The 18106-nt window shown below is 67.5% G+C and carries 38 protein-coding genes; 2 read left to right on the top strand and 36 right to left on the bottom strand.

Annotated features, from left to right (window positions below):
• Window positions 1–4: 4 nt before the first annotated feature.
• Both ACFORO_RS12450 and ACFORO_RS12445 read left to right on the top strand, forming a co-directional pair.
• A complete protein-coding gene (locus tag ACFORO_RS12450; RefSeq protein ID WP_377869991.1) occupies window positions 5–187 on the top strand; it encodes a hypothetical protein in 183 nt (60 codons plus the stop codon).
• Window positions 188–252: 65 nt separating this feature from the next.
• Complete coding sequence (locus ACFORO_RS12445) at window positions 253–405, top strand: hypothetical protein (RefSeq protein WP_377869992.1); 153 nt, start codon at window positions 253–255, stop codon at window positions 403–405.
• Between the two features lie 86 nt (window positions 406–491).
• Here the strand turns inward: ACFORO_RS12445 and ACFORO_RS12440 are convergent, their stop codons facing one another.
• The 36 genes from ACFORO_RS12440 to ACFORO_RS12265 form a co-directional block, all read right to left on the bottom strand.
• Window positions 492–914, bottom strand: a complete 423-nt coding sequence (locus ACFORO_RS12440) for a DUF6221 family protein (RefSeq protein ID WP_377869993.1) — start codon at window positions 912–914, stop codon at window positions 492–494.
• Window positions 907–1236, bottom strand: coding sequence for a hypothetical protein (locus tag ACFORO_RS12435; RefSeq protein WP_377869994.1), 330 nt, complete (start codon window positions 1234–1236; stop codon window positions 907–909). Before ACFORO_RS12435 ends, ACFORO_RS12440 begins: the two co-directional genes overlap by 8 nt.
• A gap of 5 nt (window positions 1237–1241) precedes the next feature.
• A complete protein-coding gene (locus ACFORO_RS12430) occupies window positions 1242–2111 on the bottom strand; it encodes a hypothetical protein (protein ID WP_377869995.1) in 870 nt (289 codons plus the stop codon).
• Complete coding sequence (locus ACFORO_RS12425) at window positions 2108–2317, bottom strand: hypothetical protein (RefSeq protein WP_377869996.1); 210 nt, start codon at window positions 2315–2317, stop codon at window positions 2108–2110. Before ACFORO_RS12425 ends, ACFORO_RS12430 begins: the two co-directional genes overlap by 4 nt.
• Window positions 2318–2423: 106 nt before the next feature.
• Complete coding sequence (locus tag ACFORO_RS12420; RefSeq protein WP_377869997.1) at window positions 2424–2861, bottom strand: hypothetical protein; 438 nt, start codon at window positions 2859–2861, stop codon at window positions 2424–2426.
• Window positions 2858–3382 carry a hypothetical protein gene (locus tag ACFORO_RS12415; protein ID WP_377869998.1) on the bottom strand — a complete coding sequence of 175 codons (525 nt, stop codon included), beginning with the start codon at window positions 3380–3382 and terminating at the stop codon, window positions 2858–2860. Before ACFORO_RS12415 ends, ACFORO_RS12420 begins: the two co-directional genes overlap by 4 nt.
• Window positions 3379–3612 carry a hypothetical protein gene (locus ACFORO_RS12410; protein ID WP_377869999.1) on the bottom strand — a complete coding sequence of 78 codons (234 nt, stop codon included), beginning with the start codon at window positions 3610–3612 and terminating at the stop codon, window positions 3379–3381. Before ACFORO_RS12410 ends, ACFORO_RS12415 begins: the two co-directional genes overlap by 4 nt.
• Before the next feature lie 75 nt (window positions 3613–3687).
• A complete protein-coding gene (locus tag ACFORO_RS12405) occupies window positions 3688–3867 on the bottom strand; it encodes a hypothetical protein (protein ID WP_377870000.1) in 180 nt (59 codons plus the stop codon).
• The gene (locus ACFORO_RS12400; RefSeq protein ID WP_377870001.1) at window positions 3864–4220 is read right to left on the bottom strand and encodes a hypothetical protein; all 357 of its coding nucleotides are present in this window, start codon (window positions 4218–4220) and stop codon (window positions 3864–3866) included. Before ACFORO_RS12400 ends, ACFORO_RS12405 begins: the two co-directional genes overlap by 4 nt.
• On the bottom strand, window positions 4220–4444 hold the full coding sequence (locus ACFORO_RS12395) for a hypothetical protein (RefSeq protein WP_377870002.1): 225 nt from the start codon (window positions 4442–4444) through the stop codon (window positions 4220–4222). Before ACFORO_RS12395 ends, ACFORO_RS12400 begins: the two co-directional genes overlap by 1 nt.
• 2 nt (window positions 4445–4446) lie before the next feature.
• The gene (locus ACFORO_RS12390; RefSeq protein ID WP_377870003.1) at window positions 4447–4695 is read right to left on the bottom strand and encodes a hypothetical protein; all 249 of its coding nucleotides are present in this window, start codon (window positions 4693–4695) and stop codon (window positions 4447–4449) included.
• Window positions 4696–4697: 2 nt separating this feature from the next.
• Complete coding sequence (locus ACFORO_RS12385) at window positions 4698–5081, bottom strand: hypothetical protein (protein WP_377870004.1); 384 nt, start codon at window positions 5079–5081, stop codon at window positions 4698–4700.
• A complete protein-coding gene (locus tag ACFORO_RS12380) occupies window positions 5074–5346 on the bottom strand; it encodes a hypothetical protein (protein ID WP_377870005.1) in 273 nt (90 codons plus the stop codon). The genes ACFORO_RS12385 and ACFORO_RS12380 overlap by 8 nt, the downstream gene beginning before the upstream one ends.
• Window positions 5339–5503 (bottom strand): hypothetical protein, encoded by a 165-nt coding sequence (locus tag ACFORO_RS12375; protein WP_377870006.1) that lies wholly within the window; start codon window positions 5501–5503, stop codon window positions 5339–5341. The genes ACFORO_RS12380 and ACFORO_RS12375 overlap by 8 nt, the downstream gene beginning before the upstream one ends.
• Window positions 5500–6612, bottom strand: coding sequence for a hypothetical protein (locus tag ACFORO_RS12370; protein ID WP_377870007.1), 1113 nt, complete (start codon window positions 6610–6612; stop codon window positions 5500–5502). The genes ACFORO_RS12375 and ACFORO_RS12370 overlap by 4 nt, the downstream gene beginning before the upstream one ends.
• Window positions 6609–7310 carry a DNA methyltransferase gene (locus tag ACFORO_RS12365; RefSeq protein WP_377870008.1) on the bottom strand — a complete coding sequence of 234 codons (702 nt, stop codon included), beginning with the start codon at window positions 7308–7310 and terminating at the stop codon, window positions 6609–6611. Before ACFORO_RS12365 ends, ACFORO_RS12370 begins: the two co-directional genes overlap by 4 nt.
• Complete coding sequence (locus ACFORO_RS12360; protein WP_377870009.1) at window positions 7307–7495, bottom strand: hypothetical protein; 189 nt, start codon at window positions 7493–7495, stop codon at window positions 7307–7309. Before ACFORO_RS12360 ends, ACFORO_RS12365 begins: the two co-directional genes overlap by 4 nt.
• On the bottom strand, window positions 7492–9198 hold the full coding sequence (locus ACFORO_RS12355; RefSeq protein ID WP_377870010.1) for a hypothetical protein: 1707 nt from the start codon (window positions 9196–9198) through the stop codon (window positions 7492–7494). The genes ACFORO_RS12360 and ACFORO_RS12355 overlap by 4 nt, the downstream gene beginning before the upstream one ends.
• Window positions 9191–9709, bottom strand: a complete 519-nt coding sequence (locus ACFORO_RS12350) for a hypothetical protein (protein ID WP_377870011.1) — start codon at window positions 9707–9709, stop codon at window positions 9191–9193. Before ACFORO_RS12350 ends, ACFORO_RS12355 begins: the two co-directional genes overlap by 8 nt.
• Window positions 9706–10041 carry a hypothetical protein gene (locus ACFORO_RS12345; protein ID WP_377870012.1) on the bottom strand — a complete coding sequence of 112 codons (336 nt, stop codon included), beginning with the start codon at window positions 10039–10041 and terminating at the stop codon, window positions 9706–9708. The genes ACFORO_RS12350 and ACFORO_RS12345 overlap by 4 nt, the downstream gene beginning before the upstream one ends.
• A complete protein-coding gene (locus ACFORO_RS12340) occupies window positions 10041–10835 on the bottom strand; it encodes a hypothetical protein (protein ID WP_377870013.1) in 795 nt (264 codons plus the stop codon). Before ACFORO_RS12340 ends, ACFORO_RS12345 begins: the two co-directional genes overlap by 1 nt.
• A 74-nt stretch (window positions 10836–10909) precedes the next feature.
• Window positions 10910–11233, bottom strand: coding sequence for a hypothetical protein (locus ACFORO_RS12335; RefSeq protein WP_377870014.1), 324 nt, complete (start codon window positions 11231–11233; stop codon window positions 10910–10912).
• Window positions 11234–11317: 84 nt separating this feature from the next.
• Window positions 11318–11641 (bottom strand): hypothetical protein, encoded by a 324-nt coding sequence (locus ACFORO_RS12330; RefSeq protein WP_377870015.1) that lies wholly within the window; start codon window positions 11639–11641, stop codon window positions 11318–11320.
• Window positions 11638–12627: a DUF6011 domain-containing protein gene (locus ACFORO_RS12325; RefSeq protein ID WP_377870016.1), complete on the bottom strand. Its 990-nt coding sequence runs from the start codon at window positions 12625–12627 to the stop codon at window positions 11638–11640. The genes ACFORO_RS12330 and ACFORO_RS12325 overlap by 4 nt, the downstream gene beginning before the upstream one ends.
• Window positions 12624–12980, bottom strand: coding sequence for a response regulator transcription factor (locus ACFORO_RS12320; RefSeq protein WP_377870017.1), 357 nt, complete (start codon window positions 12978–12980; stop codon window positions 12624–12626). The genes ACFORO_RS12325 and ACFORO_RS12320 overlap by 4 nt, the downstream gene beginning before the upstream one ends.
• Complete coding sequence (locus tag ACFORO_RS12315) at window positions 12977–13630, bottom strand: hypothetical protein (protein WP_377870018.1); 654 nt, start codon at window positions 13628–13630, stop codon at window positions 12977–12979. Before ACFORO_RS12315 ends, ACFORO_RS12320 begins: the two co-directional genes overlap by 4 nt.
• A complete protein-coding gene (locus ACFORO_RS12310; RefSeq protein WP_377870019.1) occupies window positions 13630–13821 on the bottom strand; it encodes a hypothetical protein in 192 nt (63 codons plus the stop codon). Before ACFORO_RS12310 ends, ACFORO_RS12315 begins: the two co-directional genes overlap by 1 nt.
• Entirely contained in the window at window positions 13818–14015 is a 198-nt protein-coding gene (locus tag ACFORO_RS12305; protein ID WP_377870020.1) for a hypothetical protein, read from the bottom strand. Before ACFORO_RS12305 ends, ACFORO_RS12310 begins: the two co-directional genes overlap by 4 nt.
• Entirely contained in the window at window positions 14012–14395 is a 384-nt protein-coding gene (locus tag ACFORO_RS12300) for an SsgA family sporulation/cell division regulator (protein WP_377870021.1), read from the bottom strand. The genes ACFORO_RS12305 and ACFORO_RS12300 overlap by 4 nt, the downstream gene beginning before the upstream one ends.
• Window positions 14392–15096 (bottom strand): 3'-5' exonuclease, encoded by a 705-nt coding sequence (locus ACFORO_RS12295; protein WP_377870022.1) that lies wholly within the window; start codon window positions 15094–15096, stop codon window positions 14392–14394. The genes ACFORO_RS12300 and ACFORO_RS12295 overlap by 4 nt, the downstream gene beginning before the upstream one ends.
• Window positions 15093–15719 carry a hypothetical protein gene (locus ACFORO_RS12290; protein WP_377870023.1) on the bottom strand — a complete coding sequence of 209 codons (627 nt, stop codon included), beginning with the start codon at window positions 15717–15719 and terminating at the stop codon, window positions 15093–15095. The genes ACFORO_RS12295 and ACFORO_RS12290 overlap by 4 nt, the downstream gene beginning before the upstream one ends.
• On the bottom strand, window positions 15719–16399 hold the full coding sequence (locus ACFORO_RS12285; protein WP_377870024.1) for a lambda exonuclease family protein: 681 nt from the start codon (window positions 16397–16399) through the stop codon (window positions 15719–15721). Before ACFORO_RS12285 ends, ACFORO_RS12290 begins: the two co-directional genes overlap by 1 nt.
• Complete coding sequence (locus ACFORO_RS12280) at window positions 16396–16863, bottom strand: hypothetical protein (protein ID WP_377870025.1); 468 nt, start codon at window positions 16861–16863, stop codon at window positions 16396–16398. Before ACFORO_RS12280 ends, ACFORO_RS12285 begins: the two co-directional genes overlap by 4 nt.
• The gene (locus ACFORO_RS12275; protein ID WP_377870026.1) at window positions 16860–17147 is read right to left on the bottom strand and encodes a hypothetical protein; all 288 of its coding nucleotides are present in this window, start codon (window positions 17145–17147) and stop codon (window positions 16860–16862) included. The genes ACFORO_RS12280 and ACFORO_RS12275 overlap by 4 nt, the downstream gene beginning before the upstream one ends.
• On the bottom strand, window positions 17147–17515 hold the full coding sequence (locus tag ACFORO_RS12270; RefSeq protein ID WP_377870028.1) for a hypothetical protein: 369 nt from the start codon (window positions 17513–17515) through the stop codon (window positions 17147–17149). The genes ACFORO_RS12275 and ACFORO_RS12270 overlap by 1 nt, the downstream gene beginning before the upstream one ends.
• On the bottom strand, window positions 17512–18096 hold the full coding sequence (locus ACFORO_RS12265) for a hypothetical protein (protein WP_377870029.1): 585 nt from the start codon (window positions 18094–18096) through the stop codon (window positions 17512–17514). The genes ACFORO_RS12270 and ACFORO_RS12265 overlap by 4 nt, the downstream gene beginning before the upstream one ends.
• Between the last annotated feature and the right edge of the window lie 10 nt (window positions 18097–18106).

The following is an 18106-nucleotide window of genomic DNA, read 5'->3' as shown; positions in this document are numbered from 1 at the left end:
CACCATGACCGACCAGACCGCCACCGAGATCACCGTCACCGACCGGGCCGTCGAGGACATGCGCGACACCCTTCTCGAAATGGGCTTCGTCGGAGCCGCCCGCGCCCCCCGCGAAAACATCATCCGCAAGATCGACAAGAAGTTCGGCCTGGAGCACTGGCTCCGCTACTACGGCCACGCGGCCTGAGGGACAGGCCCCCGGCTCCGGCCGGGGGCCAACAGCCCCCCGCCTACGCAACTAGGAGGCCAAACATGCTGAAGCTTGACCCGAAAACTCGCCAGAAGATCCAGGAAGAGATCGAGCAATGGGCTGAGGACGTCCTGTTCGGACAGCCCACGCAGATGGACAAGTGCGGTGTCGCCCAGGCAATCCGGATGCTGAAGCACGACCGCGAGAACCGCTAACCACCCGCCTGTCCTCCGCGCGCTCTCGCTGAGTGATCTTGGCCCCTGCCCGGCTGGGTGGGGGCCAAGTCGTTTCCTTGCCCTAACTAACTTTCCTGCCCGTGGTCCGGCCGCCACTCCTGTCGGTAGTCCGGGTGGTCGGCGTACGGCAGGGCGAGCGCAGCGAGGATTGGCGAGACATCGCCGGGGTCCCACCCGCCCATCATTCGGCGACGCTCAGCGGCAAAGCGTTCATATTCGGCGATGATCTTCCGCTTGGCGTCGACCTCGGCGAGCACGCGGGCCGGGTCATGGCGGGCAATGTGCTCGCGGTACGCGAGTCCCAACTCGTTCGGATCTGAGCCTGCGACGTAGCCGAGGTTCCCGTAGGCCAGCTTGTTGTCTCGGATCTCTGCCGGATCAACCTGGACACCGAACGGGCCAACCACCCACCGAACGGGGCAGCAAGCTTGTGCCCGCTGCTCGTCGAGGTCGATCTGTGCGCGGAGGAACGCGATCAAGTCATCCACGGGGCACCTCGCTCCAGTCCTCGACGACGATCACGCGGCGGTGCATCACGTGCGAGCCGTTGCGCTGCTGGTTTTCGATCCAGCTGGCCAGCGGGTAGACGTGCTCGATGCCGTCCGGACGGACGTGCACGCCCCCGCCGGACATGAGCAGCCCGTGCTCGTCCTCTGCCCCTTCCTCAATCAGGGGAAGCAGCTGTTCGCGCACGACGCGCCTGATGTCGAGCAGCGCGTCCTCCGGGTTCTTCCCGGTCTGGAACCAGCGCTCGGTGATCTCGTCGAGTTCACGGGCGGCGTCGCGGATTTGCTGCCAGGTCTCGTCCATGTCGTTCATCCTGCCTGGTCGAAGGTGAGGTCTCCGCGCCTGCGCACGTACGAGGCGAAAACTTCCGCGCGCAGCCAGAGGGCGCGGCCTCGGGTTCCGGTTTTGTCCCAGTGGTCTTCGTTGGCCCACCGGCGCAACGTGCCGACGGGGACGTTGAACTGTTCGGCGAACGTGGCATAGTCGGCGCGGGCGTCGCCGAGCTCGTGCCAGCGGTCGCGTTCCCATTCACCACCGCAATTCCGGCACACGATCTTGGTCGCGCCGGGACGGACCCGCAGCGACGCGCCACACGCCAGGTCGATCGGGATCCCGAGGACCTGGCCGGCGACCACCACAGTCGGGCACTTCCCTACCCTGGTGACTCGGTCGAGTTCGCCGCGGACTTGCCGGAGCGCGAGGGCGACGCCGCGCATGTCTTGGGCGAACCAGGGGACTTCGGGGCTGCCCATGATCCAGTCCCAGTTGAATCGGAGCGTGGCAAGTTCGCGTTCCATGGTGACGCGTCCGGCGGGGACGGTGGCAAGCATCTGCCCGGGGTCGACGTCGATCGACCGTTCGGCACGCACCCAACGGGCCCAGGATTCGACGACGGCGAGGGCGCTGTTTTCGTCGCGGCTGCGGGGGTCGGTGTGGGCGAGGATCCCGTCCACAGCTGGTGATCTTGGTCCGGGGACGCGGCGGACGCCGTCACCCGGCCTGCCTCCGGGGATCAGCTCGTCGAGTTCGGTGACGGCCCGGTAGGTGAGCGCGAGTTTCGCGAGGACGCCGCGGAGTGCTTCGCTGCAGGGCGGGCACACGTTGCTGCCGGGTGCGGCGCGACGGGCGTAGCCGTCCGGGGTGCGGCACCCGAGGAGGCAGGCGCGGACGTCGCTCACGGCTTCACCTCGGCACGAACGATGAAGAAGTAGCAGCGCCAGCCGGGTTCTTTCTCGATGGCGCATTCCCAGTACGGGCCGCTGGAGTCGGACTTCTCGTTCCATTGCCCGGGTTTGGCTGCTTGCGCGGATTCGAGGGTGGCGTGCGCTGAGATGAAGTCACTACCGTCGATGTCGGTGCTGAACAGCAGATAGACGTCGTTCACGATCTCTCCCGGGCTGGTGCGGTAAAGTCCGATGTGGATCGCGCGTGGGCGGTCGTGCAAAGGGATGCAGCGGGTCGTCGTTCGCAGCGGCGACCCGCTTCCTGTGTCAGGAGAATTCGCCGAAGACCACGTCGTCGAGGAGCGGCAGCAGGTACTTGTCCTGGCCGTCGTGGCGTTTGTTGCCGCGTTTGCTCACCACGAGGCTGATGAAGTTAAGCAGCGTGTGCGTCCGTTGGTACTCGTCGTAGATCTCTCCGCCGATGGCGGTTTCGGCTGCCAGGAATTCGTACCAGGCGAGCGAGTTGTCGAGGGCGGGTGCGTCGTCTCGTGCCTCGCCCGGCGGGTAGCCGCGCCAGGTCCACACCCATCCCATGGAGGACTTGCCGATGTGGATTCGGTCAGGTGCCTGGTCTTCGTACGGTCGCCCGCATCCGTCGCATTTCGGCGGCGCGGGCTGGAGGAAGTAGTTGGTTCCCATGGGTGCGAGTCCTAACTCGTCGCGGACTTGGTTGGGGGTTGAGATGCCGCGCCAGTCGACGGTCACGCCATCCTCCGGAAGATCTTGAACCAGCCTCGGCGGGACGGCGGGTTCGGCAGGAGTACGGGCTTGGTCTCGGAGAGGGGCGGGAGTCCGAGGGCGGTGCGGGCCTCGTCGGCCGATATGGTGCGGAGCGGAGGCTCGGCCAGGAACCGGTACCAGGCTTCGCAGTCTTCGTCCGACCAGCATCCGGGGATCGCGGCCTCTTCGTGTTCGCACCCTTGGCAGCCGTTGCGATGCCCGGGCGCGGCTTCACGCGGGCTTTCATTTTCAGCCGGGGTTTGAACGGTTTCGCGGGTTTCCGTTGATTCGGCCGGGTACGGCTGTGCGGCGATCGGCGCGGGCAGTTCCTCGTCGACCTGGAGGGGTGCCTCGTGGAAGGTGTCCTTGGGTGCGAGGACAGGCGACCGGTGTTTCGGCGGGTTCTCCGCGAGCCGCCGCGCGGTTTCCGCGTCGGGGTGCGGGGTGATGGGGCCGCCGTCGGCTTCGATCTTGGCGACAATGTCGGACCAGCGTGCTGGGCTCATTCCCCTCCGCCTTTCTGGCCGCCGGACATCATGTGCCCGATGATGATCAGGGCTTGGTGTTCGGTGAACCCGGCGTCCTTGAGGGCCACGAACATCTCCATCAACCCGGCAGCGGCCTGGCGGAGATCGCTGCGCGGCTCGACACGGGGTGAGCCCATCGCGGGACCGGGCGGTATTTTCGGCATCTCGAACGGTTCGTCGCCGCTCATGTGGCCGGGAAATCTGCTCACTTCTGCCTCCTCGGCGGTCCGTCGCGTTTGATCAGTTCTTCCAGCACCTCTTCGTCGGTGCGGTCGTCTTCCGGGTCAGGCACGGTTCTCTCCCTTGATCCACAGGTGAATGGCGACGTTCGCGCCGATCCCGCCGAGGGCGACACCGAGCAGCAGGCCGATACCCGGGTCGTCGAGCCACAGCTTCGACACGAACATTGCGATGACGACGGCGAGAAGCACTGCGCAGACCGCAGCCACCCTGTAGCCGTTCATTCGCTGCCTCCCAACGCTTTCGTGATGGCTTGGACGGTCGGGCAGGGCCAGGGCACCGACGTCGCGAGCGGTTCAGGTTCGCTTTCATCCACCGCTTGGCATTCCGTGCACTGCGGTTCGGGGTCTGGGTGTTCGTGCATGAGCATCTTCACCGGGCCGCCGGGAACGTTGAACTCTTGCTCGAACGTCCGGGTCGGTTCCCCGTGCTTGCAGTACGAACAGGTTCCGTCGTCATCCACGAACGCGGCCAACGGCTCCGGCTTGTGGAGGTCGAGGACGGCGCGCAGCGCGGCGCGTGCTCGTTTTGCGAAACCGTTCCGGTACTGGTCGAGGAGTTCGCGCGGGTCGGTCATCACGGCATCAGCTCCTTGATCCGGGCGAGGTGGTGGACTTCGTCGCTGCCGTCGCCGCCGAACACCCACGGTTCGGTGCCGTCGCCGAGGAGCGTGAACGCGCCCGTCTCGGTGTTCTGGGCGAGTGCATAGCCGCGCGGATGGAACACGGTCCGGTTGATTAGCCAGAGCAGCGAGTCCGCGCGCAATTCGACGTACTGGGCCTGAGGTTTCTGCTCGCTCATGGTCATCCGTTCGCGTGGTGGTTGGCGGCTTCGGTGATCTGGCGTTCGGCTTCCTGCACGACCCCGTACGAGTTGTCCAGCGAGGCTTTCGCGGATTCGAGCGCTCCCTGCACTTCCCGGTTGCGCTGGGTGTCGCCGAGGATCGTCTGCACTTGGGCCTGCGCGTCCGCGAGAACCTGCATCGCGTGCTGGATCTCCCCGAACGGCAGGGCGATGTTGCGGAGTCGGTCGGCTTCTTCTTGGATGCTCACTGTTACTGGTTCTCCTCGGTGATCGTGATGGCGAGCCAGAGCCGACGGGGTTGGCCTTGGCCGCGGTGGATGATCGGCATGATTTCGGTGACGTAGTCGTCGTTGTCGTCGCGGACGAGTCCCGCGTCGACGAGCCCGTCGATGGCGGGCTTGGACGTGGCGGTGAGGTTGGGTGCGTCGCGGCGTTTGTTGTCGCCGGGCAGGTAGTGGAGTTGGACGGTGATGTGCCGGTGGTGGCCGAGCAGCATCGCCTTCGCTTTCCACCCGACGGATTCCCGGATCTTCTTGGCGCGGCGTGCTTCTTCCTGGCGGTGTAGGCGCAGGTTGTGCGTGAGCGGCGGTTTTCCCTTGTGCAGGGGCACGTCGATTTCGATGGGGTCAGTCACCGGCGACCGCCTCGGGGTGGGTGGGCTGCCAGCCGTCGAGGTCGCGCGGCCCGAACGGGACGAGTTGCTCGTCGACCCAGCGGCCGGATCGGTCAGGCGGGGTTTTCTCCGGCAGATACCGTTCCGCGTCGGCTGGCCATTCCGCGGGAATGAACCAGCCCCAGGCGTTGGTGGTGCCGCCGCCGAGGACACGGAAGCTGCCGTCGGGGTCCTTGAGGATCGCGCCGAGAGTCGGGGACCACCAGAGGTTCGGGTTGTCAGCCACGGTCAGCCTCCTTCGCTGCGCGCTTGCGTGCTTTCCGGCCCATGACCGCGTCCACGACGCACGCCAGGACGAACTCGGCGATCGGTCGCGCCTCAGCGATCGCCACGGTCAGGAACACGACGCCGAGGACGACAGCAACTCCTTGCGACTGGGTCATGGCTGCTCCTCGGTGTCCGGCTGAGGCTCCACCACGGAAACAGGCGGGAGATCCTGCACGTGTCCGCACGGGACGCACTGCGCCTTGCGCGGATAGCCCTCGTGCTCGGGTCCCGCGCGCCAGCCGACCCATCGGTCTGAGCCGCACCGCGCGCAATGCCACTCGACGTCGGTCGGCTGGTGCTCCACCGCGTGGCCGTGAGCGTGGTCCCGGAGTACTTCCGCGAATCGTTCGTCCTCGCCGTCGCGGATGATGTAGCCGGGGAATCCGCCAGCGTGGTCGAGATGGAGGCAGGCGACGTCGACCCCGCCGGGGCGAGCGGTCAGCCGGATGTGCGGTGGCACAGTAAAGCCGTGCAGCACGGGCTTCTGGATGCAGTCCGCCGCTTCGGGGCGCTGGCAGTTTCCGCTTTCCCCGCAGGGCTTGCACAGCTCCTCGCGGCCCGGCTTGCGCAGCCGGTACTGAGGCAGCGATCCCTCATCGGGCAAGCGCTCGAACACCTCCCCTTCGCGCGGCGCGGGTTCGGCCGAGGGCTCGCGAACCTGTTCCTGCCACGAGTCCGCGCGGGCTTTGAGAACGCCGACCAGGTCCACGAGGGTGTAGCCGCGCATGTAGCCCGGGTCCGAGCCGACAGCGGCCCAGAGAGCCTCGCCGACCGCGTCCAGCTCGGCGCGCACCGCCTGCGCCGACGTTGCCTCGGTCGGCTCCTCGCGGCCCGGCTCGCGGTCGAGGCGGGCGCGGATGCGGTCGACCGCGTCGGGGGCACCTATTCCGCGGTCGATGAATCCTTCGAGGTCGTAGCTGTCCAGCACGGCGCGGAGGTCCGCGCGCAGCTTGTCGAGCCGTCGATCCGATTCCCGGCGTGCGTTGGACTGCTGCCCCGCGAAATCGGTCATCTCGCTCAACTCGCGGCGCAGGGCTTCGACGTCCCCGAGCTTCACGGCGTCGGCGGGGCGCGGCTCACCGAAGTTGGTGATGTACCGGCCGCTGGCGACGTCGACCTTGTGCCAGCGACCCTCGCCCAATCGTCCTTCCGGGACTTGGGCAATGTAGCCGTGTTCGGGGTGCCACCACAGGTCTGGCACGCGCGGGGTGTCGGCGTCGGTCATGCTGCGCCTCCGAAAGGCAATGCGTCTTGGGCAAGTCGTCGAGCGGCGATCTCGCAGTAGCGTTCCTCCAGCTCGACACCGATCGCCTTGCGACCCTGGAGCTTCGCGGCGACGAGCGTCGAGCCCGATCCGGAGAATGGGTCGGCGATCACACCGGGCGGGCAGGCCCGGATCAGGGTTTCCATCACGTCGAGCGGCTTGGCGTGCGGATGCTGGAACCGGCCCGCAGGAGATGATGGATTGCCTGCTGCTCGCAATCCAGTCGTGATGAGGCTGCTGGAATGCGCCGCGCGGCGAGGCCAACGACCGGTGAGGAAGATCGGTTCAAGGTCTCGCCGCCAGCCGGTTGCGCTTCCCACCACGCCGGAGTCAGGCGGCTTGCGGAAAACCAGGACGTGTTTCTTTCCTCGCACTTCGGGCGCGTAGAAGGATCCGAACACGGCGGCTGGGCGGTCTCCCCAGAGTTCCAGTGCGGTATCTCGACATGAGGTGTCGTCATCGTTCGCGATACCTGCGCTTCCTGTATCCCAGCGTCCTTTTTTGGCACCCCGCTTCCATCCGATGCCATAGGGCGGATCGGAAACTAGGATGTCGGCATCGAGCCATTCGGTGATGTCTCGGCAGTCCCCGTGGTAGAGGGTGACGTGGTCGTCTCGGTAGTACGGCTCGCAGACGCGCGGGGTGTCGGCGTCGGTCATCGCTGCTCCAATTCCGCAACCAGCTCGTCGATCTCTTCCTGGTGCCACCACTTGTCCGGGCGCTCCGCCATCTCCGCCAGCGCGGCGGCGAGCGCCTTCGCTGTCGAGCAGTCGAGGACATTGCCGGTGTCGTTGCCGAGCGCGTCGTTCGCGGCGTTCAGCATCCGCTCGGCCCACTCGCTCATCGCTGTGCCTCGCTGTCCGCCTGGCGCTCGACGGCCTGGCCGCGCGATTCCCGTTCAGCCCAGACGGCGTCGTCCCAATCGGCGGTTGTCGGGAGCAGGATCTCGACGGCGGTGCCGTAGCCGATGGACCAGGCCGTCGGTCGGCGTTGGGTATCACCGAAGTTGTCGAGCACCGCGACCCGCGCCGGGATGGTGTCGCCGGGCAGGAATACGCGCGGCTTCGTCTCGCCGGCCGGTTCCTCGCGGACAACTGCCCCGTCGTACCCGTCGAGGTAGTCGGCTTCCGGGTCCATCACGCACGGGCATTCGGGATCGAGACGCGAGCACAGACGGCAGCATGCGTCGAGGCAAACGGATCCGTCCGCCGGGCACTGGCAGAACCCGTGCTTCGCGACTAGCTGCCAGAAGCGGGCACGCTCGCTCGAACTCCCGGTTGCCTGTGGCTCGGCTTCCTTCGCCGGTTCCTCGTGGTCTTCGCTGATGCGGTGCGTGTCCGCTTCGACGTCCCAGACGCTCGCCGGTTCCTCGCAAGAGCAGGCTCCGTCGGGGCAGTCCTCGGCGTCGCAGCCTCCGCGCGGCCGGAAGCTGTGCCCGCTGCCGTGGCGGTTCTTCGTCTGCCCGCAGGCGTCGCAGCCTAGGTCGTTCTCCTGCGCCGGTTCCTCGCGGTCCGTGACGGGCACGGTGATAGCGCGGACGCTCTCGATCAACGGGCGGAAGCGCTCGTCTCGCTCAGCCCACTCGTCCAGCTCCGCGTGGAGCCGACTCAGGTAGGTCTCGAAGCTGCTGCGGACCTGGTCGACCGTCGTGGGCTGGCGGTCGGTGGCACCCTCGAACGCCTTCCGGATGCCGTCCAACGCGGCGACCGCGCGGGTGCGCACCTGGTCCGGGTTGCAGCGGCCCGGGCCGAGCATGAACGCGTGGAAACCGCCCGCCAAGTCGCGGATCTGGTCGAGCGTCGACAGGGCCTCGTCACGCTCGCGTTCGAGCTGGAGCAGGCCGAAGCCCAGCGTCGTGTTGGCGGCGTGCTCGTTGGCGTGCCGCCACTTCGCTTCAGCGTGCAACCACAGGGCCAGGTCACGCTCGGCAGCAAGTCGGCGCATCTCGGCGACGTACGCTTCCCGAACGGTCTTCGAGGCGGCGAGCTTCGCCTCCGCGGCATCGGCGCGGGCGGTTTCGCGTTCGAGTTCGACGCGGAGCGCGTGGATCACCGACGGAACCGCACCGAGCGTCAGTTGTGCCGTTTCCTGGCCCGCATTCGGCCGCTCGCTGGCGGGGAACTCGGGTCCGATGAGACCGGAGCCGCGCAGGATCTTCCGCAGCTCCTTGCCCATCTCGGCCGATCCGGCGTTGAACCCGTCGACCAACGACCGGACAACTTCGCCAGGACTCGCCGTTTCAACCGGCTGGCTGGCCCGCTCGCTGGCGTTCTCGCCTCCCTCGACATAGGACACCGGGGAGGGGGTTTGACGGGTTTCAGGGTTCGACGGGTTGATGCCGTATTCGGCTGGTGTCTTCCCCTGGTGGACTTGGCTCAGACGGAGGCGTCGGGTGGAGACGTAGATGTCGCGGGGGTGGGTTTCGTCGTCAAGGCGGATCGCGATGATGTCGGGGGTGCTGCCTTGTGCGGTGACGACACCGGGCATCCAGTAGTTGCCGTGTGAGGGGTTCCATTCGATGCGGGTGTTGTTGGGGAACTCAGGCACGGTTGGTCTCCTGTCGGGCGGCTTGGGTGCGGCTGTGGTGGTAGCCGTGGATCGGACGCCATTCGCCTTGGTGGGTGCCTCGGGTCAACCGGTATCCGCAGGGACGGTGTTTTCCGGCGCGGCAGCGTTCGTGGGGGCATACGTGGTCGAGTTCGGGGTCCTCGTTGGTGGTGGCGCGTTGGGTCCAGCCGAGTGCGTTGGCGATGGCGGTGACGGCTTCGCGGACGCGTTCGGGTTCGGCGGGTGGTGCGGTGGGGAGTTGGCGTTCGGCGGGCATGGGCGCGGTGCGGCGGTTGGCGCGGATGTGTTGGGTGACGTGGCCGGGCATGAGGAAGTCGGTGCGGGTGACGTAGTGGTGGTGGACGGCTTCGACGGCTTCGCCGAGGGTCCAGCGGCCGATTTCGCTGGCTTCTTGCCAGGCGGCGCGGTTGAGTTCGCCGGGGCGGCGGTTGTCGTAGCCCATGCAGGTGGCGAGGACGGCGCGGATTTCTTCGTCGGTGAGGCCGGTCATGCTGCGCTTCTCGGCAGGTCGGGCAGCAGCGATGCGATCGAGTCCGGAAGCCATGGGGTGCGCCCTGATACGGCGTCTTTGCGCCAACGATCGGCGACCTCGCAGGCGGTGTCACCGTCGTCGAGTGCTCCCTCGACCCATTCGGCGATCGCGAGTGCGAGTCGCGGGTCAGCGCGGCGGAGCACCACGAGGTAAGCGGCTTCGGTGAAGAACCGGGTCATGTAGGCGAAGCTGGCGTCAGCGTTCTCTCCGGCGATGATCGCATCGGAGGTGCGGGTCTCCATGCGTTCGTGGTCGGCGAGACGGGAAACGATGCGGGTGTCGAGGTTCATCAGGCACCTCCTGGGAGTGCGCGGAGCGCGGGCGGTTCGTGGCGGCCGTTGGCGAGGAACTGGGCAGCGAACTGGTCGGTCGGCGAGACGGGTGCGGCGCGGGGTTTCGCGTTGGCGACTTCGTTCGCGACCGAGGCGAGGGTCTTGGGATGCAGGCCCTTGGCGCCCCAGCGTTCGAGGACGGGCGCGAGTTCGCCGGGGGTCCAGCCGTCGAGGAGGAGCGCGTCGACTTCGACGGCGAGCTGGGTGAGGACGCTCGTGGGCGGCCGGCGGGTGCAGGTGTCCGCGTACGCGTTGACGATCTTGTGGGATCGGGGGGTGTGCGCGGTCTGTGCGAGCGCGGCGGCGCGGTCGTTCGCGTGCGCTGGTGAGCGAGATTCGGAAGGCGACCCTAGATCCCTGTTCCCTGTTCCTTTCCCTGTTCCCTGTTCCTTTCCCACGGTGAGCCCTCCGTGAGTCCTCACTGAATCGTCGTTTCCGCTGGTAGGAGGCTTAGGATTGCCGTTTTCGGGCGCGGGGAGCTTCGAGGCGGTCGGGCGGTTGATTTTCTGGTGCTCACGCCATCCGCTGACAGCTATGAATGAGCGCTCACGGACAGCTCCGTGAGGACTCCGTGAGTCCTCTTTGATCGTGTACCGCAAGATCGTTCCCGACCGGTACAGAACCTCCAGGTCATGATCGACCTCGGCCGCCGTCCGGTCCTCCAACGGCCACACCGCCGCCTTGATGAGCCGCGGGTCGTCGACACACCGGCCCTCGTCGTCCACATGGGTCCACAGCCCGATGAACGTCAACCGCTGCTCCGGCGTCAGGTCCGCCATCGTCGCGCTCGTGAAGAACTCCGGCTTGATCGTCCTGATCCTGGCCATCAGGCAGCACCGCCCTCTTCCTGGTGCCGCTTCACGTCCCGGGTTTTGCGGACCCGGTTGCGCTGGTATTCGCGTTCCAGGTTGACGACAGTGGGGGTGCGTTCGCCGCGGACGTAGGCGGCGTGGGCGTGCTTGATGCGCCGGTCTTTGTCGGCCATCAACGCGATCGCGATCATGACCTGCACGAACGTTTCGGGGTCTTCGCGCACCCAGGGGGCGAGGATGTCGGCGACGTGTATCGCGTCGGTGTTTTCTGCGAGCTGGATGATGACGCGGGCGCGTTCGGCGATGGGTTCGGGGACGTCGCGCAAGTGGTCTGTCACCGGTCACCTCCTCGGTGGGGTTGTCGGGGTTTGGTGTGTCGGCGGGGCCGTGGCTGGCACGCGGCGCGACCCCGCCGGCAGGTCTCAGGCTTCGCGATCGCGCATCGGGTTCACTTCCCCGGCAGCTTCGATCTCTGCATCGGCTTCCTCTGCTTCCGCGAGCAGCTTCTTCGCCTTGCTGCGGGCGATCGACGACTTGAGCGCGAGCGTGCCGAAGTACGCCTTGCGGGCGTTTGCTGCGCGGCGAGCGCGCTCCTCCGGCGGCAGAACGCCGTCCGGGTCGACCTGCCGCTCGAAACGAGCCTCGAACGCGGCGCGGGCAGGTGCAGTGTCGGTTCCGCCCGCAGCGTGCCGAGCATTGGCGGCGATGCTTGCTCGCAGACTGCGCTGCTCAGGAGTCAGGGTCATCTGTTCTGTCCTTCCTGGACGGTGGCGTCAGGGTGACTGTCGGCTTTTGCGGACGCCGCATCGGCGGCCTGCTTCGCAGCGTGGATCTCGTCCCAGATCGCGAGGTACTGGCGGATCTTCTCGACGGCGCGCTGGTCCAGCTCGACGCGCGCGAGAGTTTCGTAACCGTTGTCGAACAGGTATTCCGGGCCAGCGAGCCGGTAGTTCTGGCTGTAGCCCTCGGCGTTCTCGGCAGCGATGAGGATCCGGCCGCGCGTGTCGCTTTCGAGGATGACGCGCTCGTAGTTGGTCACGATGTCCTCCGTGGACAGTTGGTTCGGGTCGGCGGCATGCGCCGGTGCCGGGATGACAGGCGCGGCCGGGTTGATGCGGCTCCAGCACACCGGGCCGTAGCCGCGCTGCTTCGACTCGTCGGTCTTCAACCGGCGGCCGCATTTCGGGGCCAGGCAACGATCCGTCATGCGTCCGCCTCCGGTTTCTGTCCGGTGCCGGGACAGTTGTTGGCGCGGTCGCGGCGGAGCGACCGTGAACCCGCCCAACTCGAAGTCCCGGTGCCGGAACGTCGGAAGCCGGAACTGCAGCCCACACAGCCGGAGATCCGAACGAATGTGCTCCGAAGGGCCGTTCTCCATGCTTGTGGTGACGTCGTATCGGGCGCGGAGTTGCGCAAGCATCGTCCGCCCGGCTGGCAGAAGGTTTACGTGGTCGTCAGCCCAACCGTCCCGGCTCCGATTCCCTTGCGTGATGGCGATCTGTCCTTGGCACGGCGGCGAAATGTGCACGTGGATTCTTCGATCCGGAGCGGCGAGCCGCACACGACGAACAAGCCGGACTACATGCTTGAACGCGTTCCCGGCCAGCAGCGGATACGGGTAGCGGGGCGACGGGTTGAGTTCCACCCCGACGACCTCGAACCCGGCGTCCGCGAAGCCGCGCCCGGCGCCGCCGGCACAGGCGAACCCGTCGATCACGAGTGGCTTCGTCACGTGGCACCGTCCCGGATGAGTCCGGCGCGGCAGGCGATGAGGACGGCGTGGGCGCGGCCGTTGGCACCGATTTTCCGGTAGATCAACTGGACGGTGCGTTTGGTGGTGGCTTCGCTGACGCCGTGCCGGGCAGCGATTTCGGCGTCGGTGCAGCCTTCGGCGATTCGTTGGAGGATCGCGATCCGGAGCGGGGTGAGGCCGAGGTCGGGGGGTTGGTGGATGATCGGGGGCTGGGGGGTGCCGAGGGTTTCGGTGGGGATGATGCGGGTGCCGATGCCTTGTTTGGCGAGGTCGGCGGCGACTCGGTGCACGGTCGCCGGGTCGGCGGAGACGATGAACTCGCGGATGGTCATGCGATCACCCGGGCCTTCTGCAGCAACTGCCGCGCGGCGTCGACCCGGTCCCAATCGGTCGGGTCGCCGCCGACGTCCGGGTGCGCCTTCTGCGCAGCGCGCCGGAGCATCAGTGACGCCGCTTCCCGGACCGCGCCGTTGGCGTGGCCTGCGGTAGGCATCTCGGTGAAGTCGCCCAGCCACCGCAGCGCGGCATCCACGGAATCGAACCCGACGGGCGCGGCTGCTTCGATCGCGCGCCAGCCGGCGTACTGCTCACCGCGGGCCGCGACGCCGTACCGGTCCAACGCGCGCAGGTGCTGCAGGCCGAGGGCGATGGCACGGAGGTTGACTTGCCAGTCGGGGTCCCCGTAGTAGCGGCCTTTGAATGCGTCGCACGGGTAGGTGAGCGGGCCGAACTTCGCCGATGCGAAGGAAACCGCGACACCGGGGTGCCGGACTTCGGCGCGGGCGCGGAGCATCCCGTCGCGTCGGACGTCGGCCTCGGCGGCGACGACCCTGACCGCGACCGCACCAGACACCTTGAGGTGGTCGAGTTCGTCGGCGAGCAGTTCGAGAGTCGCGTCGAACTTCGCCCTGAACGGATTCCACCGCCGCGACACGGTTTCGGGATAGGGCCAGCGGGGCATCGGCTCGATCTGCCACTGCATCACGCCACCTCCCCGAGTCCGAGCATGTCGAGCAGTTCCGCCGTGTCTTCGGCGGAGAATCCGCGGCTGCGCACGAACGCGGCGGCTCGTTTCTGCTCGCGCTGTCGTGCGGTGTCGTCGCGCGGGTGGGTGCGGCCGACGACGGTGCGGCCTTGCTCGGTCGGGGGCGCGTACTTCGAGTGCGGGTTCACGAGGCACCGCCTTCGCGCGCGAAGACTGCCGCGATGGCGTCGAACGCACTGAGCTTGTCCAGGTGCTCGCCCCGGTAGTAGCCCTTGACCGCGTCGTGGATCTCGGTCAGCTTCGCTTCCGCCGCATCCGCTCGATTGCGGGCCGCCCGCAGACTGTCGTCCAAGTTCGCGATACGCATCGGGTCGAGGTTCATGCCAGCACCTCCGGGAGGTCGTCCCAGTTGATGCGCGCGGACTCGCGGCCGTCCGGGACCTCGATGTAGGTGGAGCGCAGGAACTGGGTCACGTCGTCACGGGCGAACACGGCCAGCACTTCCCCGGCGTCGGAGCACAGGTGCACGCCGACCGTGACCGCGCCCGGGGTGACCCGGACGTCGCCCTCACCGGCCACCCACGAAAGCCCGTCCCGCAACAGATCCCGGGCAACCAGCCACGTCACTACCCGACCCGCTGGCAGGAACCGCAACGCGACCGCATACGGGTCGTACGCCGGGTCGCACTCCATCCGCACCGGGAGCCGGTACGACACAGCCCCGGTTTTCACCGTCGGCTCCGCAAGCCACGTGATCTTCATGCCACAGCCTCGATCCCGGTCCGGACAGGCCACTCGGTGTTGACGGTCTCCTGCTTGCCCTGCCGGGCGAAATAGTCGGCGAGCCCGAGTTGCTGCTCCCGGTACCAGCCGAACTGCGCGACATGCAACTCCCGCAACGACTTCTCCCCGATCTGCGGGTACCGGTTCGCGAGCATCCACGCGAGCCGGGCGGCAGCGAGCGCGTCCGAGTCGGAGTCGTGCGCCTGGTCGAGCTTCACCCCGTAGTGCTCGCACGATGCGGTCAGCGTCCGCTTTCCCTTGCGGTAGCGGTCGACGTGCTTGTCGATCACGTACGGGTCCACCACCGGGAACGGGACCAGCGCGGGCGCACCGATCCGGCCCAGTTCCCGCGCCAGCACCGTGAAATCGAACGACGCGTTGTAGGCGACGAGCGGCTGCCCGGCGTCCATTGCGGACTCCAGCACGCCGCACACGCCGAGCACCACGTCCGGCAGGTACTCGCCCTCGGCGCGCGCCTGCTCGGTCGTGATCCCGTGGATTGCGGTCGCCTCGGCGGGGATCTCGACGCCCGGGTCGGCGAGGTGGTTCTCTATGTCGACACTGCCCTGCATCGGGTCGATCCGGACCAGCGAGGCGGTCACGATCCGCGCCGTCTCCGGGTCGGCCGACGTGGTTTCGAGGTCGAACGCGACCATCGGGCCGCGGTGCCAGCCGGTCACTGGTCACCGTCCTCACCGGGCAGTGCGAGGTCGGGGTCATCCGGAAAGGTCGGGTCGTCGTCGGCGTCGAAATCCTCGGTCCCCGGCGTCGTCTCCGGCTCCGGCTCCTCGACGACCGGCGGAGCCGACGGGGCTTCAGGGTTCGTCAGGGCAGCGACCTCGGCCTTGATGACCTTGCGCCGCTCCGGCGTGGCCGTCCGCCACTCCAGCTTGTACTCGGCAACCCGGTCCTCGACCGTCTCCACGAGCGGCTGCACCACGAAGATCGCGGACTTGCCGCGCGTCACCAGCAGCGGCACCTGCTTCTTCTTGTCCAGGTGGCTCAGGTGGCTGATGCGGGTTCCGCCCACGGCCTGTCCGCCGAACCGGACCTCCGGGTCGCAGTAGAGGCGGACACGGCGACCGACGTACTTGGACCCGTCGGCACCCCAGCACGCGACGAGCACTCGCCGCATGCTCTTACCGGGCCGCCAGACGCGGGGGAATTCGACGAGCTTGATGTTGACGGGCTGCTCGGCGTTCCCTGCGCCGATAGCGTCGATCGTGAACGTCCGCGGTCCGCCGATAAGGTCGACCGCGTCGAGCTGGTCGCTCGTGGGTGCGATGGTGTCGGTGAGGTCCATCAGATCGTCATCTCCATGAAGTCGGGCGTCCGCTCGGTGGCGGGAAGTCCTTCGGTTTTGGCCAGGTAGTCCGCGGTCATTTCCGCAGCGGTGGCCTCGAATTGCTCGGCGGCAGTGATGATCGCCTTGTGCCACAACGGGTCCGGGTACACGCGCTTGTGCCACATCGGCATCCCGCCCGAGTAGCTGATGAAGTCGAGCCAGGCGCGGCCGGACACGAGCAGCCCGGCTTGACACTGCGCCATGTACTCGGCGGGTACCTCGCCGGAGAGGATCGTCAGCAGGTGGAGCTTCGAGCGGCGCGACTTCACCTCGATCAGTCCGTCGTCGCCGACGAGACCGTCGGGCGAGTAGCCGAGCTGCCACGATTCTTCTTTGCGGAGAAGGAAACCGACCTCGCGGATGGGGTGGTCGTAGACCTCGGCGTACAGGTCGCGCGCCCGGAGCTCGTCCTCGATGCCGCGCAGCATGTCGTCCCCGACGTAGGGGGGGTCGGTGTGGCCGGTGATGCGTTCGGCGACGAGTTGCGAGACGATGCTTCGGCTCTTGTCGTTGGCTGCGGTCTTCAGGGTCTTCGGCGTGATGAGCTGGCCGACGACCGATGCGGTGATGATTCCTCGGCGCTGGTCGTGCCATTCGTCGGAGCCCTGGATCACGTCCGGGAACTCGATGAGGCTCACGGGGTCACGTCCGGCATTGGCGTCTTCGACCAGTGCTCGACCTCGGCCAGCTGCTCCTCGGTCAGGAACGGCCGGTCGTCGAGCAGTTCCGGGTCGGCGATCTTCGCCAGCTGGGTGCGGGAGATCGCGCGGCGCCCGGTCCGATCGCCGAGTTCCTCGACCATCACCGCGGACTCATGGTCGTTGAGGATCGTCATCACCTCGACCCGTTCACCGGTCACGAGGACGCCGAAGACGCGGAGGTGATAGGAACCCTTGTGGACGCTGCCGAGGATTTCGGCAGCATCGCCGAGACTGTCGACCCACTGAAGAAAGGGCACCAGCAGATCCGAATCGTCACGAGTCCACAGCGTGACTTTCGTGGTGTCGAAGGTGACGTCCACATCAGACAGTGCGAGCAGGTCGTGTTTCACGACGTGGAACGCGACAGCGATCAATCGCTCCGCGACGGTCTTCTCGTTCATCGGGTCGCCTCCGGGGCGGAAGTGTTGCGGTGGAAGGGAATCGAGTTGATGTCGTCGACCCAGGCTTTGAACATCCGACCGAGCAGCTCACCAGCGCGGTCCGCCATGTCGGCGCGCTCCGGCTTCTCCGGGGCTTCCGGCTTCGTCTTCGCCTCGGGCTTGGGCTTGGGCTTGGGCTTGGGCTTGGGCGTCGGTTCCGGTTCCGGATCTGGGCGCGGGGCCTCGAACTCGACGACGTTCTCGATCCAGCGCGCGCCGTCCCGCAGCTTGCGGACGATCCCCATCAGAACCACCGCTTCCAGGGCTTCCACGAGCCGTCGAGCTCCAAGTGCTCGACCTTGACTTCCCGGCCGTTGAACGACTCCCGGTCCGCGCGCGCCACCAGGCCCTCGACACCGCCACGACCCCAGATGCAGCAGTGGCAGCCCTCGACCTCTTCGTCCAGCACGCCCGGCGGCGTCACGTCGGCCGGGTTCGGCGAGAACCGCCACCGCACGACGTGCCCCTCCAGCTGGCACCACACGCACGGCTCCTGCAGCGCTGCCGTGCGCATCACCGTCTCGATCTGCGCCCAACCGGTCTCGGTGTAGACCGTCGGCGGCTTCACGATCGGCGCACCGGACAGCACCACTCGCTCAGGCGCGGCGGTCATCGGACCCACCAGCCGATCCCCGTGCCCACCAGAACCCCGACCGTCCCGGCCATGACCGTGACCCGCGTCCCGGTCAGGTTCCGCGCGAACCAGCGGATGACCCGCCGCGGCCAGCTCCGCTGAGCGGCGTTGATCGCCGTCACGAGATCCAGCAGGTCAGCGGTGTGCTCCTCCAGCGCCTCCGTCATCGAGTCGACGAACCCCTGCGGAGAGACCGCGGGGATCACCTCGGTCAGCTCGTGCTGCGCCATCAGCCGGTGGACGACCACGACCCCCAGGCCCGGCAAAGTCGACTCGGCGCCATCCGCCAGTGCGTGCCGGGCAGTCGCCCGGCCGGTGTTCTCCCGCGCTGCGTCCGCGTGCGCCAGGTTCACGACCAGCGCGCGGCCCTTCGCCGTCAAGTACTCGCCGCCGTGCACGTCGTAGCCGAGGAGGCCGACGTGCTCCAGGTCGAGCAGCTCCGGCAGCTCCGCGAACTCGCCGCGCGAAACCTCGCAGCCCTCGTCCCGGGCGAGCAGCAGTTCCAGCGTCGACCGCTGGGTTTCCGTGAGGTGTGTGAGAAACTGTTCCGTAGTGATCATGAGAAATGCC

Origin of the sequence: Amycolatopsis halotolerans, assembly GCF_042647905.1 — a bacterium.
In the GTDB taxonomy this organism is placed as follows: Bacteria; Actinomycetota; Actinomycetes; order Mycobacteriales; family Pseudonocardiaceae; genus Amycolatopsis; species Amycolatopsis halotolerans.
The sequence above is the reverse complement of the archived record's forward strand: the minus strand, read 5'-3'. Positions and strand labels throughout refer to the sequence as shown.